The sequence below is a fragment of the Micromonospora sp. R77 genome (assembly GCF_022747945.1).
Lineage (GTDB): Bacteria > Actinomycetota > Actinomycetes > Mycobacteriales > Micromonosporaceae > Micromonospora.
Genome location: NZ_JALDST010000001.1, coordinates 3,257,693 through 3,274,398 on the forward strand (window position 1 = coordinate 3,257,693; position 16,706 = coordinate 3,274,398).

Annotated in this window: 18 protein-coding genes; 8 read left to right on the forward strand and 10 right to left on the reverse strand. The window is 73.5% G+C overall.

Translation table 11 applies throughout. The features are described from left to right. Positions 1 to 60 precede the first annotated feature (60 nt). Entirely contained in the window at positions 61 to 1,059 is a 999-nt protein-coding gene (locus tag MRQ36_RS15235) for an NAD(P)-dependent alcohol dehydrogenase (RefSeq protein ID WP_242796174.1), read from the forward strand. A gap of 81 nt (positions 1,060 to 1,140) precedes the next feature. On the opposite strand, the gene MRQ36_RS15240 is transcribed toward MRQ36_RS15235, so the two are convergent. Next, the gene (locus MRQ36_RS15240) at positions 1,141 to 1,626 is read right to left on the reverse strand and encodes a carboxymuconolactone decarboxylase family protein (protein WP_242796175.1); all 486 of its coding nucleotides are present in this window, start codon (positions 1,624 to 1,626) and stop codon (positions 1,141 to 1,143) included. Positions 1,627 to 1,807: 181 nt separating this feature from the next. Between MRQ36_RS15240 and MRQ36_RS15245 the strand changes: the two genes are divergently transcribed. Further along, the gene (locus MRQ36_RS15245; protein ID WP_242796176.1) at positions 1,808 to 2,704 is read left to right on the forward strand and encodes an RNA polymerase sigma-70 factor; all 897 of its coding nucleotides are present in this window, start codon (positions 1,808 to 1,810) and stop codon (positions 2,702 to 2,704) included. 243 nt (positions 2,705 to 2,947) lie between these two features. Here MRQ36_RS15245 and MRQ36_RS15250 read toward each other — a convergent pair whose 3' ends face one another. Beyond that, on the reverse strand, positions 2,948 to 3,217 hold the full coding sequence (locus MRQ36_RS15250) for a hypothetical protein (protein WP_242796177.1): 270 nt from the start codon (positions 3,215 to 3,217) through the stop codon (positions 2,948 to 2,950). Beyond that, on the reverse strand, positions 3,214 to 3,510 hold the full coding sequence (locus tag MRQ36_RS15255) for a DivIVA domain-containing protein (RefSeq protein WP_374250216.1): 297 nt from the start codon (positions 3,508 to 3,510) through the stop codon (positions 3,214 to 3,216). The genes MRQ36_RS15250 and MRQ36_RS15255 overlap by 4 nt, the downstream gene beginning before the upstream one ends. A gap of 361 nt (positions 3,511 to 3,871) precedes the next feature. Between MRQ36_RS15255 and MRQ36_RS15260 the strand changes: the two genes are divergently transcribed. After that, positions 3,872 to 4,099, forward strand: coding sequence for a winged helix-turn-helix domain-containing protein (locus MRQ36_RS15260; RefSeq protein WP_242796178.1), 228 nt, complete (start codon positions 3,872 to 3,874; stop codon positions 4,097 to 4,099). Between the two features lie 129 nt (positions 4,100 to 4,228). Here MRQ36_RS15260 and MRQ36_RS15265 read toward each other — a convergent pair whose 3' ends face one another. Then, positions 4,229 to 4,378 (reverse strand): type II toxin-antitoxin system HicB family antitoxin, encoded by a 150-nt coding sequence (locus MRQ36_RS15265; RefSeq protein WP_242796179.1) that lies wholly within the window; start codon positions 4,376 to 4,378, stop codon positions 4,229 to 4,231. Positions 4,379 to 4,526: 148 nt separating this feature from the next. Further along, positions 4,527 to 6,206 (reverse strand): DNA repair helicase XPB, encoded by a 1,680-nt coding sequence (locus tag MRQ36_RS15270; RefSeq protein WP_242796180.1) that lies wholly within the window; start codon positions 6,204 to 6,206, stop codon positions 4,527 to 4,529. A gap of 170 nt (positions 6,207 to 6,376) precedes the next feature. On the opposite strand from MRQ36_RS15270, the gene MRQ36_RS15275 reads away from it, so the two are divergent. Beyond that, on the forward strand, positions 6,377 to 7,237 hold the full coding sequence (locus tag MRQ36_RS15275; protein ID WP_242796181.1) for a L,D-transpeptidase family protein: 861 nt from the start codon (positions 6,377 to 6,379) through the stop codon (positions 7,235 to 7,237). 52 nt (positions 7,238 to 7,289) lie between these two features. On the opposite strand, the gene MRQ36_RS15280 is transcribed toward MRQ36_RS15275, so the two are convergent. Beyond that, entirely contained in the window at positions 7,290 to 9,764 is a 2,475-nt protein-coding gene (locus tag MRQ36_RS15280) for a helicase-associated domain-containing protein (RefSeq protein ID WP_242796183.1), read from the reverse strand. Positions 9,765 to 9,848: 84 nt separating this feature from the next. Between MRQ36_RS15280 and MRQ36_RS15285 the strand changes: the two genes are divergently transcribed. Both MRQ36_RS15285 and MRQ36_RS15290 read left to right on the forward strand, forming a co-directional pair. After that, positions 9,849 to 10,472, forward strand: coding sequence for an HAD family hydrolase (locus MRQ36_RS15285; RefSeq protein ID WP_242796185.1), 624 nt, complete (start codon positions 9,849 to 9,851; stop codon positions 10,470 to 10,472). Positions 10,473 to 10,500: 28 nt separating this feature from the next. Then, positions 10,501 to 10,887: a cold-shock protein gene (locus tag MRQ36_RS15290; protein WP_242796187.1), complete on the forward strand. Its 387-nt coding sequence runs from the start codon at positions 10,501 to 10,503 to the stop codon at positions 10,885 to 10,887. Here the strand turns inward: MRQ36_RS15290 and MRQ36_RS15295 are convergent. Continuing rightward, positions 10,848 to 11,678 carry a 1,4-dihydroxy-6-naphthoate synthase gene (locus MRQ36_RS15295; protein ID WP_242796189.1) on the reverse strand — a complete coding sequence of 277 codons (831 nt, stop codon included), beginning with the start codon at positions 11,676 to 11,678 and terminating at the stop codon, positions 10,848 to 10,850. The genes MRQ36_RS15290 and MRQ36_RS15295 overlap by 40 nt on opposite strands. A gap of 521 nt (positions 11,679 to 12,199) precedes the next feature. Here MRQ36_RS15295 and MRQ36_RS15300 point away from each other — a divergent pair. Then, positions 12,200 to 13,123, forward strand: coding sequence for a GNAT family N-acetyltransferase (locus tag MRQ36_RS15300; protein ID WP_242796191.1), 924 nt, complete (start codon positions 12,200 to 12,202; stop codon positions 13,121 to 13,123). On the opposite strand, the gene MRQ36_RS15305 is transcribed toward MRQ36_RS15300, so the two are convergent. Then, complete coding sequence (locus MRQ36_RS15305; protein WP_242796193.1) at positions 13,108 to 13,758, reverse strand: futalosine hydrolase; 651 nt, start codon at positions 13,756 to 13,758, stop codon at positions 13,108 to 13,110. The genes MRQ36_RS15300 and MRQ36_RS15305 overlap by 16 nt on opposite strands. Beyond that, a complete protein-coding gene (locus tag MRQ36_RS15310) occupies positions 13,755 to 15,413 on the reverse strand; it encodes an MFS transporter (RefSeq protein ID WP_242796195.1) in 1,659 nt (552 codons plus the stop codon). Before MRQ36_RS15310 ends, MRQ36_RS15305 begins: the two co-directional genes overlap by 4 nt. 87 nt (positions 15,414 to 15,500) lie before the next feature. On the opposite strand from MRQ36_RS15310, the gene MRQ36_RS15315 reads away from it, so the two are divergent. Further along, on the forward strand, positions 15,501 to 16,340 hold the full coding sequence (locus MRQ36_RS15315; RefSeq protein WP_242796196.1) for a DUF3027 domain-containing protein: 840 nt from the start codon (positions 15,501 to 15,503) through the stop codon (positions 16,338 to 16,340). 18 nt (positions 16,341 to 16,358) lie between these two features. On the opposite strand, the gene MRQ36_RS15320 is transcribed toward MRQ36_RS15315, so the two are convergent. Then, positions 16,359 to 16,616, reverse strand: a complete 258-nt coding sequence (locus tag MRQ36_RS15320) for a DUF2530 domain-containing protein (protein WP_242796197.1) — start codon at positions 16,614 to 16,616, stop codon at positions 16,359 to 16,361. Positions 16,617 to 16,706: the final 90 nt, after the last annotated feature.

Here is a 16,706-nt window from a genome sequence, read left to right on the forward strand (position 1 = left end):
GCCGGCACGGGCGCCGGGAAGGTCGACCCGACCGGTGATGCCCGACGGAGAGGGTTCGAGATGATGCGCAGCTTCCACGTCGATTCGGGGGCGGGCATCGCCGGCCTGGCGGTACGGGAACACGAGCGGCCCACGCCCGGGCCGGGCGAGGTGCTGGTGGCGGTCCGCGCGGTCTCGCTGAGCTTCCGGGAGCTGATGATCCTGCGCGGCACCTACGTCCTCCCGGTCCGGCCCGACGTGGTGCCGGTCTCCGACGGCGTGGGCGTGGTGGTGGCCCGGGGACCGGGCGTCGACCGGCCGGCCGAGGGGGAGCGGGTGGCGGCGGCGGTCTTCCCGTACTGGCGGGACGGGCCGTTGGAGCCGGCCTACCTGGCGCAGTTGGGCGGCTCGCTCGACGGCATGCTCACCGAGTACGCCGTCCTGCCGGCGGCGGCGCTCGTGCCCGTCCCGACGCACCTGTCCGACGAGGAGGCGGCGACGCTGCCCTGCGCGGCGGTCACCGCCTGGAACGCGCTGGAAGGGGTACGGGCCGGCGACGTGGTGCTGACCCTCGGGTCGGGCGGGGTGTCGCTGTTCGCCGTGCAGTTCGCGCGGCTGCTCGGTGCCCGTGTGATCGCCACGACGGGCGACCCCGGCAAGGCGGCCCGGTTGGCGGGGCTCGGCGCGGGTGACGTGGTGGACCGGCGGACGTACCCGGAATGGCAGCTTCGGGTGCGGGCGCTGACCGACGGTCGCGGGGTGGACCGGGTGGTGGACGTGGTCGGGGACCTGGACCGGTCGCTGCGGTCGGTGGCGCTGGCGGGGCAGGTGGCCTGCGTCGGGTTCCGCTCGGGTGAGCGCCCGGCGGTCGACTCCGGGCTGCTCTTCGCCGCCGGCGCCACCGTCCGCCCCATCGCGATCGGCAGCCGCGCCCACTTCGTGGCGATGAACCGCGCCATCGAGGCGAACGGGCTGCGCCCCGTGATCGCCCGCGTCTTCCCCTTCGACGAGGCGGAAGCCGCGTTCCGCCACTACGAGTCGGCCGACCCCTTCGGCAAGGTCGTCATCACGGTCCCATGATCGTCTGCACGCGACTGCACTCCGGCTCGGCGTGTCGGTGCCCTGACGTGCAGACGATCATGAGACCTGGGGTCGGGTGGGTCAGTTGAAGGCGTCGGCGAACATGCCGGGCTGGTAGGAGCCGCCCTTCTGGTGCACGATCACGGCGAACCGGTTGGCCGCGTTGATCAGGGCGACCAGCGCAACCAACGCGGCGACCTGGTCGTCGTCGTAGTGCTTGCGGACCTGGGCCCACGTCTCGTCGGAGACGCCCGGGGCGGCGTCGGCGAGTCGGGTGCCCTCCTCGGCGAGCGCCAGCGCGGCCTGCTCCGCCTCGGTGAAGACGGTCGACTCGCGCCAGGCCGCGACGAGGTTGAGGCGTACCGCGCTCTCGCCCTCGGCCAGGGCATCCTTGGTGTGCATGTCGATGCACCAGCCGCAGCCGTTGATCTGGCTGGCCCGCAGCGACACCAACTCCTGGGTGGCCTTGGGCAGCGGCGACTGCTGGATCACCAGGCCGGCGTTGGCGAACCGCTTGGCGAACCTCATGGCCAGCTCGTTCTCGAAGAGGTTGAATCGGGCGTCCATGGCTTCCGTCCTTCGCTCTGTTCCGTTGCGCTCTGTTCCGTGGGGACGACCATGAGATGCCGGCGGTCGGCACGCTGTGACGGCGCGGACGGGTGGCGACCGCCACAGCCTCCGGGTGTCACAGAACCGTGGGCTCCGGCATCACGTGGGTGACGCAGTGGCGAGTGGACAGGAGTCACCGATGACGGACACGCCCCCGACGGACCCGGCCACCGAGGTGTTCCTGGCGCACCGCAACCTGCTCTTCACCGTCGCGTACGAAATGTTGGGGTCGGCGGCGGATGCGGAGGACGTACTCCAGGAGACCTGGCTGCGGTGGGCGGGCGTCGACCTGGGCGCGGTCCGCGAACAGCGCGCCTACCTGGTGCGGATCACCACCCGCCAGGCGCTCACCCGGCTGCGGACGCTGGGGCGCCGCAAGGAGTCGTACGTCGGCCCGTGGCTGCCGGAGCCACTGCTCACCACCCCCGACGTGGCCGAGGACGTCGCGCTGGCCGAGAGCGTCTCGATGGCGATGCTGCTGGTGCTGGAGACGCTCGCGCCGACCGAACGCGCGGTGTTCGTGCTGCGCGAGGTGTTCGACCTCGGGTACGACGAGATCGCCGACGCCGTCGACAAGAGCCCGGCCGCGGTCCGGCAGATCGCCCACCGCGCCCGCGCCCACGTCGCCGCCCGCCGGCCCCGCCAGGCCGTGTCGGCGGCCGAGACCCGACACGCGCTCGACGCGTTCCGGCGGGCCCTCGACACCGGCGACCTGCAGGGTCTGCTCGACATCCTCGCGCCGGACGTCGTCCTGCTCGGCGACGGCGGCGGCGTGAAGCAGGCCGTACCCCGGCCGATCGTCGGGGTGGACAAGGTGGCCCGGCTGCTGGCCGGCGGCTGGGGCCGGATCGCGGACCACACGTCGTGGCGGTCGACGCAGGTCAACGGGCACCCGGCGCTGGTCGTGCAGCTCGACGGCGAACTGGACAGCGTGCTGGCCCTGCGCATCGACGACGGCCTGATCACCGGCATCTACGCCGTCCGCAACCCGGAGAAGCTGTCCCACATGGACCGGGAGACGGCGCTCCGCCGCTGAGCCTGCGTCGGCACCGGCCACCGTCAGCAGGGTCAGCGCGAGCAGCCCGCCGGCCAGCAGCGCCCTGGCGCCTTCGGCGCCGCCGTGACGCCTCCAGGGCTCGGTCGTCCGGCGCGTGCCGCCTCCGGGCCCTGCCCTCCGACGCGTGCCGCCTCCGAGCCCCGCCGGCCGGCGCGGGCCCCGGAGGCGTCGGCGGTCGCCACCTCCACCTCAAGTGACTACGAGTTTGATGACGTAAATGAATCACCGTCGGCGGAGCCACGGTGGGCGCGGCGCGCAGGCGGAGGTGTGGTCCGTCGGCAGCGCGCACCGGCCGCGCCCGCCCGGCAGCGGCCGATCACAGAACACCCAGTGGCGTACGGACTGCGCGTCCTCGGCCGACACGGTCACCCCGCCCGGCTCGACGCGGGCGGTGAGCTGGGCCAACACCCGAGCCGCGGTACGCGCGAAGATCCGCGCCCGGTGCAGGTCGGGCGCGGTCACCGGCAGGTGGATCACCCAACGCTCGGTCATCGGTAACGGTGGCTCGCCGACTGGGCGCTCTGCCAGGCACGCAGGGCGTTCTTGATGCGTACGTTCTCCTCCTGCACCGCGACCAGGGCGGTCTGCGCGACGGTGAGCTCGTCGGCGACCCGATGCAGGAAGGCGCGCAGCTCGACTGGGTCGACGCCGCGCCGGCGGACGTTGAAGCAGCGTTCCCGCACCTGCCAGGGGCGCAGCGGGGCGCGGTTCAGCGGCGTCCCGTGGGCCGGATTTGGTTGCGGAGCGTGGTGCCGGCGGGTCAGCCGGCGGAGCAGGTTGCGCACGAGGTGACCGCCCTTCGTGGAGGTCGCGGGTCGTGGGGGAGGGGCCGGCCTCCGCCGTCGGAGGCCGGCGGAGACCGCCCCGCCCTGCCGCCTCAGCAGGGAGAACGGCAGGGCCGCGCCGGGGGAGCGCGCAGGGTTGAGGTCTCGACGGCGATGCGAGACCGGTACGAGAGGCGCCAACCGACCGCAGCAGCACCGCATCACCGAGAGCGACGCTACCGATACCTATCACCTCTGTCAACGCTCTCTTACCTGTCGAATCTCTCTAGGGCGCCTGCCTACTGCTCCTACGTCAGTTATTGCCGCTGTTTCACCTGTTGCTCAATACTGGGAGGGCCAACCGACTGCAAGGGGCCTCCACGTGCCGATTCCGCCGACCATGAGCGAGTTGATCAAGGATCTGCTGAGGCGGATCGAGGAGGGCGAGTTCCCGCCCGGGTCGCAGATCCCGTCCACGCAGCAGCTCTCCGACCACTACGACGTGTCGGTCTCGACTATCCACCGAGCGGTGGCAACGCTGCGCGAGCAAGGTGTGCTGGTGGGCCGTCCAGGTCGAGGCGTCTTCGTCGCCGAGTCCACCCGGTCCTGAGGACCGGGCTCGAGCCTGCGCCGGCCCCTGCCCTTTATGCGCCTATCTAGCGGCATGTAAGTCTTCGTGTGCCCTTTAGGAGGGCAAGAGGACATGGCAGATCAGCGCGAGTAGGTGCCGCAGCGCCCCTCACGCGGGCGAGTCACCTCCTGCGGCCTGCACAGTGAGGTCGAAGGTGTGCGGGTCGACGTCGAGCATGAGGGCAATGGCTTCGCGTGCCATGCCCTCGACCTGGTCGAGGCGGCGAGCTTGGGAGAAGACACCCTTGAGCTCCGGCACGCTGATCGCCCACCACGCGCTTGAGCGCTCAATTCTGGCGGTATACCTCATCGATGTTGCCCCCGAAGGTTCTGCTGACGGGGTGGCTGATTCGTATCCGTCATCAAAGCTGTAGCGCGTGCGCCCGGCACCCGCGCCCGGCCGGGCGTCAGTCGAACGACGGCAGGGACGGGCCGAGGACGTCGTCGGCGTCCACGATGGTGTACGCGTACCCCTGCTCGGCGAGGAAGCGCTGCCGGTGGGCCGCGTACTCGGTGTCGATGGTGTCGCGGGAGACGACGGTGTAGAAGTGGGCCTGGCGCTTGTCGGCCTTCGGGCGGAGCACCCGGCCCAGTCGCTGCGCCTCCTCCTGGCGGGAGCCGAAGGTGCCGGAGACCTGGATCGCCACCGCCGCCTCCGGCAGGTCGATGGAGAAGTTCCCCACCTTGGAGATCACCAGCGTCCGCACCTCACCGGAGCGGAACGCGTCGAACAGCCGCTCCCGCTCCTTGTTGGTGGTCGACCCCTGGATGATCGGCGCGTCCAGGTATTCCCCGAGCTGGTGCAACTGGTCGATGTACCCGCCGATCACGAGCACCTGGTCGTCCGGGTGCCGGTCCACGAGGGCCCGCACCACGGGCAGCTTCGTGCGGGCCGTGGCCGCCATCCGGTAGCGCTCCTCGGCCTCGGCCGTCGCGTACGCCATCCGCTCGGCGTCGGTCAAGGTCACGCGGACCTCGGTGCACTCGGCGGGGGCGATCCAGCCCTGCGACTCGATGTCCTTCCACGGGGCGTCGTACCGCTTGGGGCCGATCAGGCTGAACACGTCGCCTTCGCGGCCGTCCTCGCGTACCAGAGTTGCCGTGAGGCCCAAGCGGCGGCGGGCCTGGAGGTCCGCGGTGAAGCGGAAGATCGGCGCGGGCAGCAGGTGGACCTCGTCGTAGACGACCAGGCCCCAGTCGCGGGCCCCGAACAGGTCCAGGTGGGTGAACGCGCCGCCGCGCCGCGAGGTGAGCACCTGGTACGTGGCGATGGTGACCGGGCGGATCTCCTTGCGCTCCCCGGAGTATTCGCCGATCTCGTCCTCGGTGAGCGAGGTGCGGGCGATCAGCTCGCGCTTCCACTGCCGGCCGGCGACCGTGTTGGTGACCAGGATCAGCGTGGTGGCCTTCGCCTCCGCCATCGCCGCCGCCCCGACCAGCGTCTTGCCGGCGCCGCAGGGCAGCACCACCACGCCCGACCCGCCGGCCCAGAACGCCTCGACGGCCTCCCGCTGGTAGGACCGCAGGGTGAACGGCTTGCCGCCGTCGCCGCCGTCCTCGGCCAGCTCGATCGGGTGCGCCTCGCCGTCCACGTAACCGGCCAGGTCCTCGGCGGGCCAGCCGAGCTTCAGCAGCGCCTGCTTCAGGCGGCCCCGCTCCGACGGGTGGACCTGGATCGTGTCGTCGTCGATCTTGTTGCCGAGCATGCCGGCGAGCTTCTTGCTCTTCGCCACCTCGATCAGCACCATCCGGTCCAGCGCCCGCAGCACCAGGCCGTGCGCCGGGTCGTTGGCGAGCTGGAGCCGGCCGTACCGGTCCATGGTGTCGGCCACGTCGACCAGCAACGCGTGCGGCACCGGATAGCGGGAGTACTTGAGCAGCGAGTCGACCACGCTCTCCGCGTCGTGACCGGCGGCCCGCGCGTTCCACAACCCCAGCGGGGTGAGCCGGTAGGTGTGCACGTGCTCCGGGGAGCGCTCCAGCTCGGCGAAGGGCGCGATCGCCATCCGGCAGGCCTGCGCGTCGGGGTGGTCGATCTCCAACAGCAGGGTCTTGTCCGACTGCACGATCAGTGGTCCACCGCTCAAGACAGTGTCCTCTCCCTTGCCGAAGCGTCGCCCGATCCCGGCTGACCTGCCGAAGGCCGACCATCCAGTGTTGCACGCCGCACGGTGTCCGGAAAAAGTTGCGCGCGACAGGCAACGTCATGGTTGTCCCGTACGTCTAGCAAGCGGGACAACTGCCCGGAGGAGGGCCCATGCCGCGTGTCCGGTTCGTCGCTCGGGTCGTCGCCCTGGCGGTTGTCGTGTTGGCCGGCGTGGGTGCGTGCGCGCTCGATCCGCAGGCCGGCGGCTCCGGGGCGGCAGCGCCGGCACCCGTCGGCGTGACGGAGACAGCATCGGGGGCGAGCGCGCCGCCCACGCCGAGCCGACCCCCCACCGTGTCCCCGTCCGCGACGCCCACCCGCACCGCCGGCCCGAAACCCAGCCGTACGCCGACGGCGAAGCCGAAGCCGACCGGGTTCACCGGCTGCCCGGAGGGCGAGCACCAGCGGGACGTGGAGACGTACCTGAGTCGGTTGGGCGGGTTCGGGAAGCTCACCGTGGACGGGAAGCAGTCCGCCGCCGACTGCGCCGCGATCAAGAAGTTCCAGCGCCGGTACGGCATCAGCCCCGCCGCCGGCCGCGCCGGCTCGACGACGTACGACGTGGCGAAGCGGCTGGCCGGCACCGACGTGCACCGCTGCAAGGGCGGGTCGGGGCTGACCTTCTGCGTCGACCTGACCCGGCAGACCGTCTGGGCGATGCGGGGCGGCAAGGTGCTGCTCGGCCCCACCGTCACCCGCACCGGCATGGCCGGGTACGCCACCCCGGCCGGCACCTACTCCGTCGGCGGGCGGAACCTGAAGGAGTGGTCCAACCCGTACGAGGTGTGGCTGCCGTACTGGCAGCAGTTCAACGGCGGGATCGGGTTCCACGAGACCACCACGTACCTGCACAACTCGGCGATCGGCTCGCACGGGTGCGTGAACCTGCTGCACGCCGACGCGGTCCGGCTCTGGGAGCTGGGCTCGATCGGCACCCGGGTGGTCGTGATGGGCCGCCGCCCGGGCACCTGATCCGGCCGGCCCGGCACCTGGGCTCGCGTCGGCGGTTGAGTCGTCGGGCGGGTCAGTCCTCCAGCACGGCCGCGGTGATCCGGTGCAGGGCGAAGGTGTGCAGCATCTCCGTCCGCTCGTCCTCGGCGCGCAGGTAGCCCGCGCCGATCGACACCGGCCGCAGCAGTCGGGACGCGGTCGCCCCGTGCGCGTCGACGTAGCCCACCCAGACCAGCGCCTTGTCCCGTACCGCCTGCTGGAGCACCGCCAGCGCCTCGGTGTGCCCGTGCGCCGGCGCCGGACCGGTAGCCGCCGCGCCGCCGCGTACCACCGCCGGGGCCCGCCGGGCCGCCCGCGCCGCCGCCTCACCGCGCCGGATCTGCTCCACCACGCCGAGCAGCCGAGGCAGCGGCAGCTTCGGGGTGGCCAGCGGGTCCAGGCTGCGAGTCGTCACCGGCACCCGGGCGGGCGCCCGCCGGGTCTTCGGCCGGGCCAGCACCGCCGCGCCGCTGGCGTCCTCCGGCACCGGCGCGTAACCGGCGTCGCGCAATGCGAGCAGCATCCGCTGCACCTGGTACGGGGTGGCCAGCACCGTCGGCGCGAGCCGCCGGAACGCCAGCGGCTCCAACCGCCGGTCGGCCAGCACCTCGGTCAGCAGCGCCTCGTCGTCGCTGCGGACGTACCCGCCGGCGGAGCCGACCCGCAGCCCGCCGTGCTTGCGCGCCACGTCGTCCACCAGATAGGTCAACCCCTGTGGGATCGGGGTACGCGACCGGCGGCGGAACAGCGCGTGCAGGTCGTCGGCGGTGTAGCCCGCGTCGAGGGCCCGCCGGATGCTGGCCGTGGTGATCCGGTGCACGCTCGCCCCGCCGGCCGACTCGTGCTCGGCCACCACCTCCAGCTCACCGGCGAGCGCCGGATCAGGTGGGCCGGGGACCACCACGGTCAGGTCGGCCTGCAGCAGGAAGTGGTCCACCGGGGCGGGCAGCAGGGCGTCCAACGCCCGGACGGCCGTCGACGGGTCACCCGACTCGGCCTCGGAACGCAACCCGAGCGGGTCGTCCGCTCCCCGCTCGTCGGCGTCCGCCACGTCGGCCAGCAGCAGCCGCCCGTACGAGGTGAGCGCCCCGAGCCCGGTCACGCCGAGCTGGGCCGCCTCGGCCAGCACCTCCCGGTGCGCGGCCTCCCGCCCCCGGGCCCGCCGGGGTGTCCGCCAGTCCAGCAGCTCCAGCACCTCGTCCGGGGTGGGCGCGGCGGCCGGTTCCAGGTCGGCCAGCACCCCCAGCACGGCCCGTCGGGCACCCGGCGCGCCGGCCCGTTCCGCCTCGGCGGAGAGCACCGAGATCGGCCGGTCCCGCTCGTCCCGCTGCCCGACCAGCCCCACCTGCCGGGTCATCCCCAGCCAGGCCCGGGCCAGGTGTTCCCAGCGCTGGGCGAGCGAACCGGCGCGCCACACCTCGTACCCACCGGTGGGCAGGATCTGCTGGTCGCCGCCGTAGCGGGCGCCGGCGCTGCCGGTCAGCTCCAGCTCACCCACCAGCCCCGCCGCGTACGCGACCTCGAACAGCAGCGCGGTCGTCGGGTCGTCCAGCCCGAGCGCCCGGGCGAGCCGGCGCAGGTCCCGGACGCCCACCCCGCCGGAGCGGAGCACCGGGGCCGGTTCGGCGGCGAGGCTCTCCAGCAGCGCCTCGGTGTGGCGTACCACCTCCATGGTCTGCCCCGCGCCGGCCGAGTCGACGGCCTTCGGCTCGCGCGGCGGGCTCGCCACCAGCGGCGGGCTGGTCCGCAGCGGACCGAGCGGACCGCTGTCGCGGCGCAGCAGCAGGCCGACCTCGCGGGGCAGCTCGACGGTGCCACTGCCCCGCCCCGCCGAGACGGGGACGAGCAGCCGGTTGTCGACCAGCCACCGGATCGGCGAACCGGTCGGCGCGCCTCCGTTCGTGTCGTCCGGGGGGAGGCTGTCCTCCGCGCCGACGGCGGGGGCCTGGAGCGCGCCCTGGGGCACGCTGCCGACCGGCGGTCCGGCCGCGAGTCGGTCGAGGATCGCCCGCGCCGACGGGGGAGCGGCCAGCAGCGTCCGCCGCAGCGTCGCCGGGTCCGCGCAGAGGGCGGCCGTGCGCGGGTCCAGCTCCGCCGCCGGTCGGCCCAGGCCCGCCGGGTACGGGGACACCTCGTCGACGCCGCCCACCACGCGCAGGTCGTGCTCCGGGCCGTACAGGAGGAAGAGCGCGCGGAGCTTGTCCACCGCGCGCCGGACGTCGGTCGGGGCGGGCGGGTGCGGACCGGCGGTGGCCATGGCCAGGATCGTGTCGGTGGCGGTGCCGCCCTGCTCGGGGTCGCGGGTGAGTCGGGCGGCGTCCAGGATCAGCAGGGTGAACTGGTCCAGCCCGTCGAGGGCGCGGGCCACCGAGACCCGGGACTGGGCGCGGATGGCGAGCGCGGAGACGTCGGCCGGCACCGGCACGACGAGGTCGGGCCGCAGCTGGAGCAGGGCGGCCAGGGACTCGTCGGGCAGGGTCCGCAGATGGTCGGCGAGTGAGGTGGTCATCGTCGTTCCACGCTAGCCCGACGAGGGCCGGTCCCGCCCCTCGGACGTCCGGCTGGGCCGGGGATGTGCGGGTACGTTCTCGACATGCCCCCACTGATGGTCGGCTTCGACCTCGACATGACCCTGGTCGACTCGCGTCCCGGCATCGCCGCGGCGTACCGGGCCCTGACGGCACGCACCGGTGTGCACGTGGACGCCGACGCGGCGGTGTCCCGGTTGGGCCCGCCGCTGCGGGTGGAGATCGCCCGCTGGTTCCCGCCGGAGCAGGTGGAGGAGGCGGTGACGACGTACCGGGAGCTCTATCCGGCGTACGCGATCACCCCGACCCTGCCGATGGCCGGCGCGGCGGCGGCGATCGAAGCGGTGCACGCCCGCGGCGGCCGGGTGACGGTGGTGACCTCGAAGATGGGCCGGCTGGCGAAGCTGCACCTGGACCACCTGGGGCTGGCGGTGGACGAGTTGGCCGGGGACCTGTTCGCCGAGGAGAAGGCGACCGCGCTGCGGGCGCACGGCGCGACCCTCTACGTCGGCGACCACGTGGCCGACATGGTGGCCGCCGAGGCGGCGGGAATCCCAGGGCTGGGAGTGGCGACGGGACCCTGCTCGACGGACGAGTTGCGGGCCGCCGGGGCGGCGCTGGTGTTGGATGATCTAGGCGCATTCCCGGCGGCGCTCGACCGGATCATCGGGCTAGCCTTGGAGCGGTAGAGGTGTCGAGTGAAGCAGGGGTTTTCAGGTGCCGACGGGTCGAGTGAAGTGGTATGACGCGGCCAAGGGATACGGGTTCGTCACCAGCGACGAGGGTGGCGACGTGTTCCTGCCCAAGGGCGCGCTACCGGCGGGCGTCAGCGACCTGAAGGGTGGCCAGCGGGTCGATTTCAGTGTGGTCGACAGCCGGCGGGGCGCCCAGGCGATGGGGGTCAAGCTGCTGGAGGCACCGCCCTCCGTGGCGGAGCTGCGTCGCCGACCGGCCGAGGAGCTGCACGGGCTGGTCGAGGACATGATCAAGGTGCTGGAGGCGAAGGTCCAGCCGGACCTGCGCCGGGGTCGGTTCCCGGAGAAGAAGACCGCGCAGAAGATCGCTCAGCTGGTCCACGCGGTCGCCCGCGAGCTGGAGGTCTGAGGGACGAGCCCGGCGTCGGCGGCCCGGCCCAGCAGCGCTTCCACGGCGGCGAAGCCGGCCTCACCCAGGTCGGCGGTGAACTCGTTGACGTAGAGGGCGATGTGCCGGTCCACCACGTCGGGCTCCATCTCCTGCGCGTGCGAGAGCACGTACCCCCGGCTGGCCTCCGGGTCGTCCCACGCCTGGCGTACCGACTCGCGGATCCAACCGGCCGCCTCGACCGGGTCCACCACGCCCTTGCGGGCCAGGATGGCGCCGAGCGGGATCGGCAGCCCGGTGTCCGCCTCCCACCATTCACCGAGGTCGACCAGGGCGGTCAGCCCGTGCCGGGGGTAGGTGAAGCGTGCCTCGTGGATCACCAGCCCCGCGTCGTACGTGCCGGCGGCGACACCCGGCATGATCTCGTGGAACGGCACCACCACGATCCGCGCCGGTGGCTGCTCCGCCGCCCAGAGTCGGAACAGCAGGTACGCCGTGGTCCGCTCGCCGGGCACCGCCACCGTCGCGCCGGACAGGTCGGCCCGGTCGCCCCGGGTGAGCACCAGCGGCCCGCAGCCCCGGCCCAACGCGCCGCCGCAGGGCAGCAGGTGGTAGTCGTCGAGCAGCCACGGCAGCGCCGCATAGCTCACCTTGACCAGGTCGAACGCGCCCCGCTCGGCGGCCGTGTTGGTGACGTCCACGTCGGCGTAGGTCACCTTCACCGGCGGCGCGCCGGGTACCCGCCCGTGCACCAGCGCGTCGAAGACGAACGTGTCGTTGGGACAGGGCGAGATAGCCAGCGAGAGCGCCACACCCCCACGTTAGCCCCGCCCCCGTCCCCACCCCCGCGCCCCCGGCACCGTTGTGACCGCCGCCCACCCGACCGCCGCCCTCCACCGCCGCGCCTGGCTTCCGCTTCCTGGCGTCCGTCCGGGCCCGCGCCCGGCGTCTCGTCCTGTCCCCGGCGGCTGCCGTCTCGTAGGCATCGCCCGCCCGCCTCCGGTCCATGCCTCTTTTCCTGCCCGTCTCTCTTCCTGCCCTGCGGCTGCCGCCTCCTCCGGCGCGCCCGCGTCCTTGGGCGGACGGGTCTGGAGTTCGCTACGAGTTTGATGACGAATATGAATCAGGCCGTCTTCGTCGGCGCCGGAGCCTCGGCCGTCAGAGGGGACCAGGAATGCCCGAATGCCGGAGAGGAGCCGATTCATTCACGTCATCAAACTCGTAGCGAGTTGTCCGGTCCCCTCCATCCCCAGCCGGGGGCGATTTCCACAGGGTTTTCCACAGGCTGGCGGCAGGTGTTGAGGAGGGGCAGTCCGGCACCGAGCATGGGCTGGTGACGGAGTCGACGGAGCCCCGGCCGCAGCTCGACCTTGGGGCAACCCTGCGGGCGCTGCGGCGGGAGGCCGATCTGAGCCAACGACAACTGGCCGCACGTTCCGGGGTGCCGCAGGCGACCATCGCCCGGATGGAGTCGGGGCTGACCACTGATCCGCGCTTCCGCACCTTCGAGCGGCTCCTGACGGCGGCGGGAGGGTGCCTCACCGTCACTCTCGCCGCCCCTGCCGCCCCTGCCGCCCCCGCCGGGACCGCCGGGACGGCCGTGGTGACTTCGGCCAGCCCGGACGTGGCCTACTCGCTGCCGGTCGTGCCGCACGAGGCGGTCCGCGACGCGGCGGGTCGACACTGCCCCGCGCACCTCGATGCCCGTCCGGTCCGGGAGCCACGGGACTGGCCCGGGGCCTGGTGGTCGCACTGGTACGACCTACCGCCCGGGCAATGGCCGCTCCCGTTGCCGGCGGCGACCTTCGTACGGGATCGGGGCGAGCGGGATCGGCATCGGCGGCGTGAACAGGTCCGGCGTGAGGTTCGGGTGCGGCGGTTCACCGACATCGGGCTTCCGGCGACCTCGTGGCGGTTCCTTGCCGAGCTGCCCGACGGGGAGCTGGTCGGGGAGCTGCGGGCGCACGAGCGCAGCGTCGACCTGCTGCTCGGTTACGAGCTGGGCGACCGGCGGGAGCTCGTGCTCGACGGCGTCCTGGTGGGCGCGGAACATCGGCTGCTGGGCATCGGACGTCGGCTGGTCGAGGCGATCCGCACCGAGATGGCGCGAATCGGTGTCGGCACGGTCCACGCCGTCGCGGAGTTCGGCGGCGCCGGGTTCCTGGTCGCCTGCGGTTTCCAGGTGGCGTGGAGCCGGCCGACGGCGCTGCGGTGGGAAACAGCTGCGGGGGGAACGACCGGTCAGCGGAGGGCGTGAGCCGCCTCGGTGAGGGCGGCGAAGGCCTCCTTCATTCGCCACGCTCCCCGGTCCCGGGGACCGATCGGGTTCGACACGGTCCGCAGCTCGGCGAAGGGCACCCCGGCCTGGGCGGCGGCGACGGCCACGCCGTACCCCTCCATGGCCTCGACCACGGCGTCGGGGTGCCGGGCGGCCAACGCGTCGGTGCCGGTGGCCGTGCCGGTCACGGTGCTGACGGTGAGCACCGCCCCCACCGCGGCGGCCGGCAGGGCCGTGCGCAGCGCAGCCAGCAGGTCGGGGTCGACGGGTACGTCGTTGCCGACGCCGAGCAGCTCCGGCGGCATGCCCAGCTCGTCGACCGGGATGAAGCCCTCGGGCGACTCGGCGCCCAGGTCGGCGGCGACGCTGCGGGTCGCCAGCACGGTGTCGCCGACCGCCACCCGGCCGACGAAACCGCCGCCGATACCGGCGCTGACCACCGCCCGGTAGGGTCGGCCGGCGGACTCGGCGAGCGCGAGCAGCCGGGCGGTCGCCGCTCCCGCCGCGGCCGGGCCGACCCCCACCGGCAGTACGGTCACCGAGTCGTCGGACAGCCCGGCCCGGACCGCCTCCGCCTCGGCGGGCACCGCCGTCACCACCAACAGTCCGGTCATGCCAGCGGCCCCCTCGGTTCCCGGCGGTTCTCGTCCTCCGCACCACCCGGCCCACCGACCGCCGACGAGGGGCGGTAGATGTGGAAGCCGGGCGGGGCGAGATCATCCTCGTCCACCGTCGTGCTCGCCCCGCCGCCGGGCGGGGCCGGCGAGGTCGGGGCGGGATCGGCGTACTCGTCGGTCGCCGTCGCCGTCGCCGTTGCCGTCGCCCTAGCCGCCGTCGCGGTGGCGGCCCGTCCGGTCTGCTCGGCGGCCAGCTCCTCGTCGGCGAGCGGGCGGCCCATCAGCCGCTCGTCGCGCAGCCGACCGGCGACCAGCACGCCACGGGCGGCGATGAGCGCGGCCACGCAGGCCGCGACCGCGATCCCGATCCGGCCGTCGAAGGGTACGAGCCCCAGCCCGCCACCGGCCACGAAGGCGAGCATCAGCGCGGTCTCCGAGTGCGCGAAGGAACTGGCCCGCAGCCGCTCCGGGATCCGCTCCTGGATCGAGGCGTCGACGGCGAGCTTGGCGATCCCGCTGATCAGCGATGTCACCAGGCAGAGGAGCGCCACCAGCGGCAGCGAGAACTTCAACGCGGCGAGGACCGCCACGCCGGCCACCACGATCATGCCGCTGGACTGGATCGCCGTCGGCCGGTGGATGCGCAGCCGGGTGCCCACCGCGGTGGCCAGGAAGCCGCCCACCGCCAGGGCGCCGCCGATCAGGCCCAGCGCGGCCTGGGCGCTCAGGTTCCGGCCGAAGAAGTCGGTGGTGAGGTCGCCGGCCTTGATCGCGAAGGCGAGAAAGAGCAGCAGGAAGCCGTAGACACTGCGCAGCGCCGCCGCGCCGATCAGGGTGGCGATCACCACCCGACCCGCCGGACGGCCCCGGCCCAGCGGACGCTCCCGGTCCCGTCGACGCAGCGCCCGCAGCGGATGGGGAACTCGCTCCGGTGGCTCGGAGTCGGCGCGGGGCGGCAACCGCAGGGCGACCACCATGCCGACCAGACAGATCACCGAGGCCACCCGGAGCGGCCACTGCGGCCCGAACCAGAAGGCGGCGACCCCGATCGGCGCGACCAGCGCCCCGGCCACCGTGCCGTAGACGCTCGCCCGGGCCCCGACCTGGGACAGCCCGACCCCCTCCGGCAACAGCCGGGGCACCGCCGCCGAGCGGGCCACTCCGTACGCGCGGGAGAGCGCGAGCACGCCGAACGCCGCCGGGTAGAGACCGAAGCTGCCGATGTAGTCGGAGATCAACCAGGCGAGGAAGGCCCGGCCGAGCATGGTCGCCGCGAGCGCGTACCGGCGGCCGTGCCGGAAGTGGTCCAGCAGCGGCCCGACCACCGGGGCGAGCATGGCGAACGGCACCATCGTCACCAGCAGGTAGAGCGCCACCTTGTTCCGCGCCTCGCCCAGCGGGACGTCGAAGAAGATCGTCCCCGCCAGGCCGATGGCGATCAGGGTGTCCCCGGCGCAGGAGAGCGCGTGCAGGTCGAAGAGGCGGACCATGCCGACTTCGTTGCCGGCGCTGCGGGCCCGGGCCATGCCGGCCCGGCGGGTCATCCAGCGTCCGCCGCTCACCGAGCCGCGCAGCAGCAGGCGGGTGGCGCGGATGCCCGTGCCGACGGTCCGCCCGAGGACGGACCGCCCGGAGCGGGAGGACAGCGGCATGTGCACCATCCTCGCCCATCCGATCCAGCCGCGCTCCCGCACCTGTCCAGAACGACTCCGGGGAGTGCCTGTCGGTCCACGGCAGCCATGGGGAACAATGGACCGGTGACCAGGCCCGCCTCCACCCGTGCCGCCCGCCTCGACCAGGTCTGCGCCGCCGCCGTCGAGGTGGCCCGCGCCGGCATCACCGAGGTGGACCCCACCGACGTCGGCGAACACCTGCAGGCCGTGGCCGAGGGCGACCGGCTCGTCACCCACTACTTCGAATGTCGGATGGCCGGCTACCGGGGCTGGCGCTGGGCCGTCACCGTCACCCGGGTGCCGCGCAGCCGCACCGTCACCCTCTGCGAGACGGTGCTGCTCCCCGGGCCGGACGCGCTGCTCGCCCCGGGTTGGCTGCCCTGGCAGGAGCGCCTCAAGCCGGGTGACCTCGGCCCCGGTGACCTGCTGCCGACCTCGCCCGACGACGAGCGGCTCGCCCCCGGCTACCTGCTCTCCGACGACCCGGCGGTCGAGGAGACCGCGTGGGAACTCGGCCTGGGCCGGCCCCGGGTGCTGTCCCGCGAGGGGCGGGCCGACGCCGCCCAGCGCTGGTACGACGGCGACCACGGCCCGTCCGCCCCGATCTCGGTGGCCGCGCCGGCCGCCGCCCGCTGCGGCACCTGCGGCTTCTATCTGCCGCTGGCCGGCGCGCTGCGGCTCTCCTTCGGCGCCTGCGGCAACTTCTACGCCCCCGACGACGGTCGGGTGGTGAGCGCCGACCACGGGTGCGGTGCCCACTCGGAGACGCTGGTCGAGGCGGCCGAGACCCCGGTCGACGAGCTGCCCACCGTCTACGACGACAGCGCGGTCGAGGCCATGTCGGTCAGCCGGGCACCGGGTTCGGTGGAGTCGGCCGAGCCGGCGGAGCCGTACGGCCACCCCTGACCGCTGACGCGGCGGGGCTCAGGGCCGCTCGGCCGCTGCCCGTCGGCGACGGCGGTTGGCGTCGTGCCGCATCATCGTCGCCAGGCCGGGGAAGCCCCACAGGAAACCGGCCAGGCAGGTCCAGAGCCAGTTCTGGTGCCCGTGCTCGGTGAGCCAGCCCCGAAAGAAGATCAGCAGCACCAGCCCGACCACCGCCCAGGCGACCAGCCCGGCGACGGCGAACGGGACCATCGGCGGGTCGAGTGGCTCGGGCCTCGGCGGCTGCTCCTGTGGCACGGGGAAAGGGTACGCGATCGGTCTTTCCCGGCCGCCGTCGATCTGGGACGATGCGCCGGACAGTCGCCTCCCTACCCGGCACTGATCAGG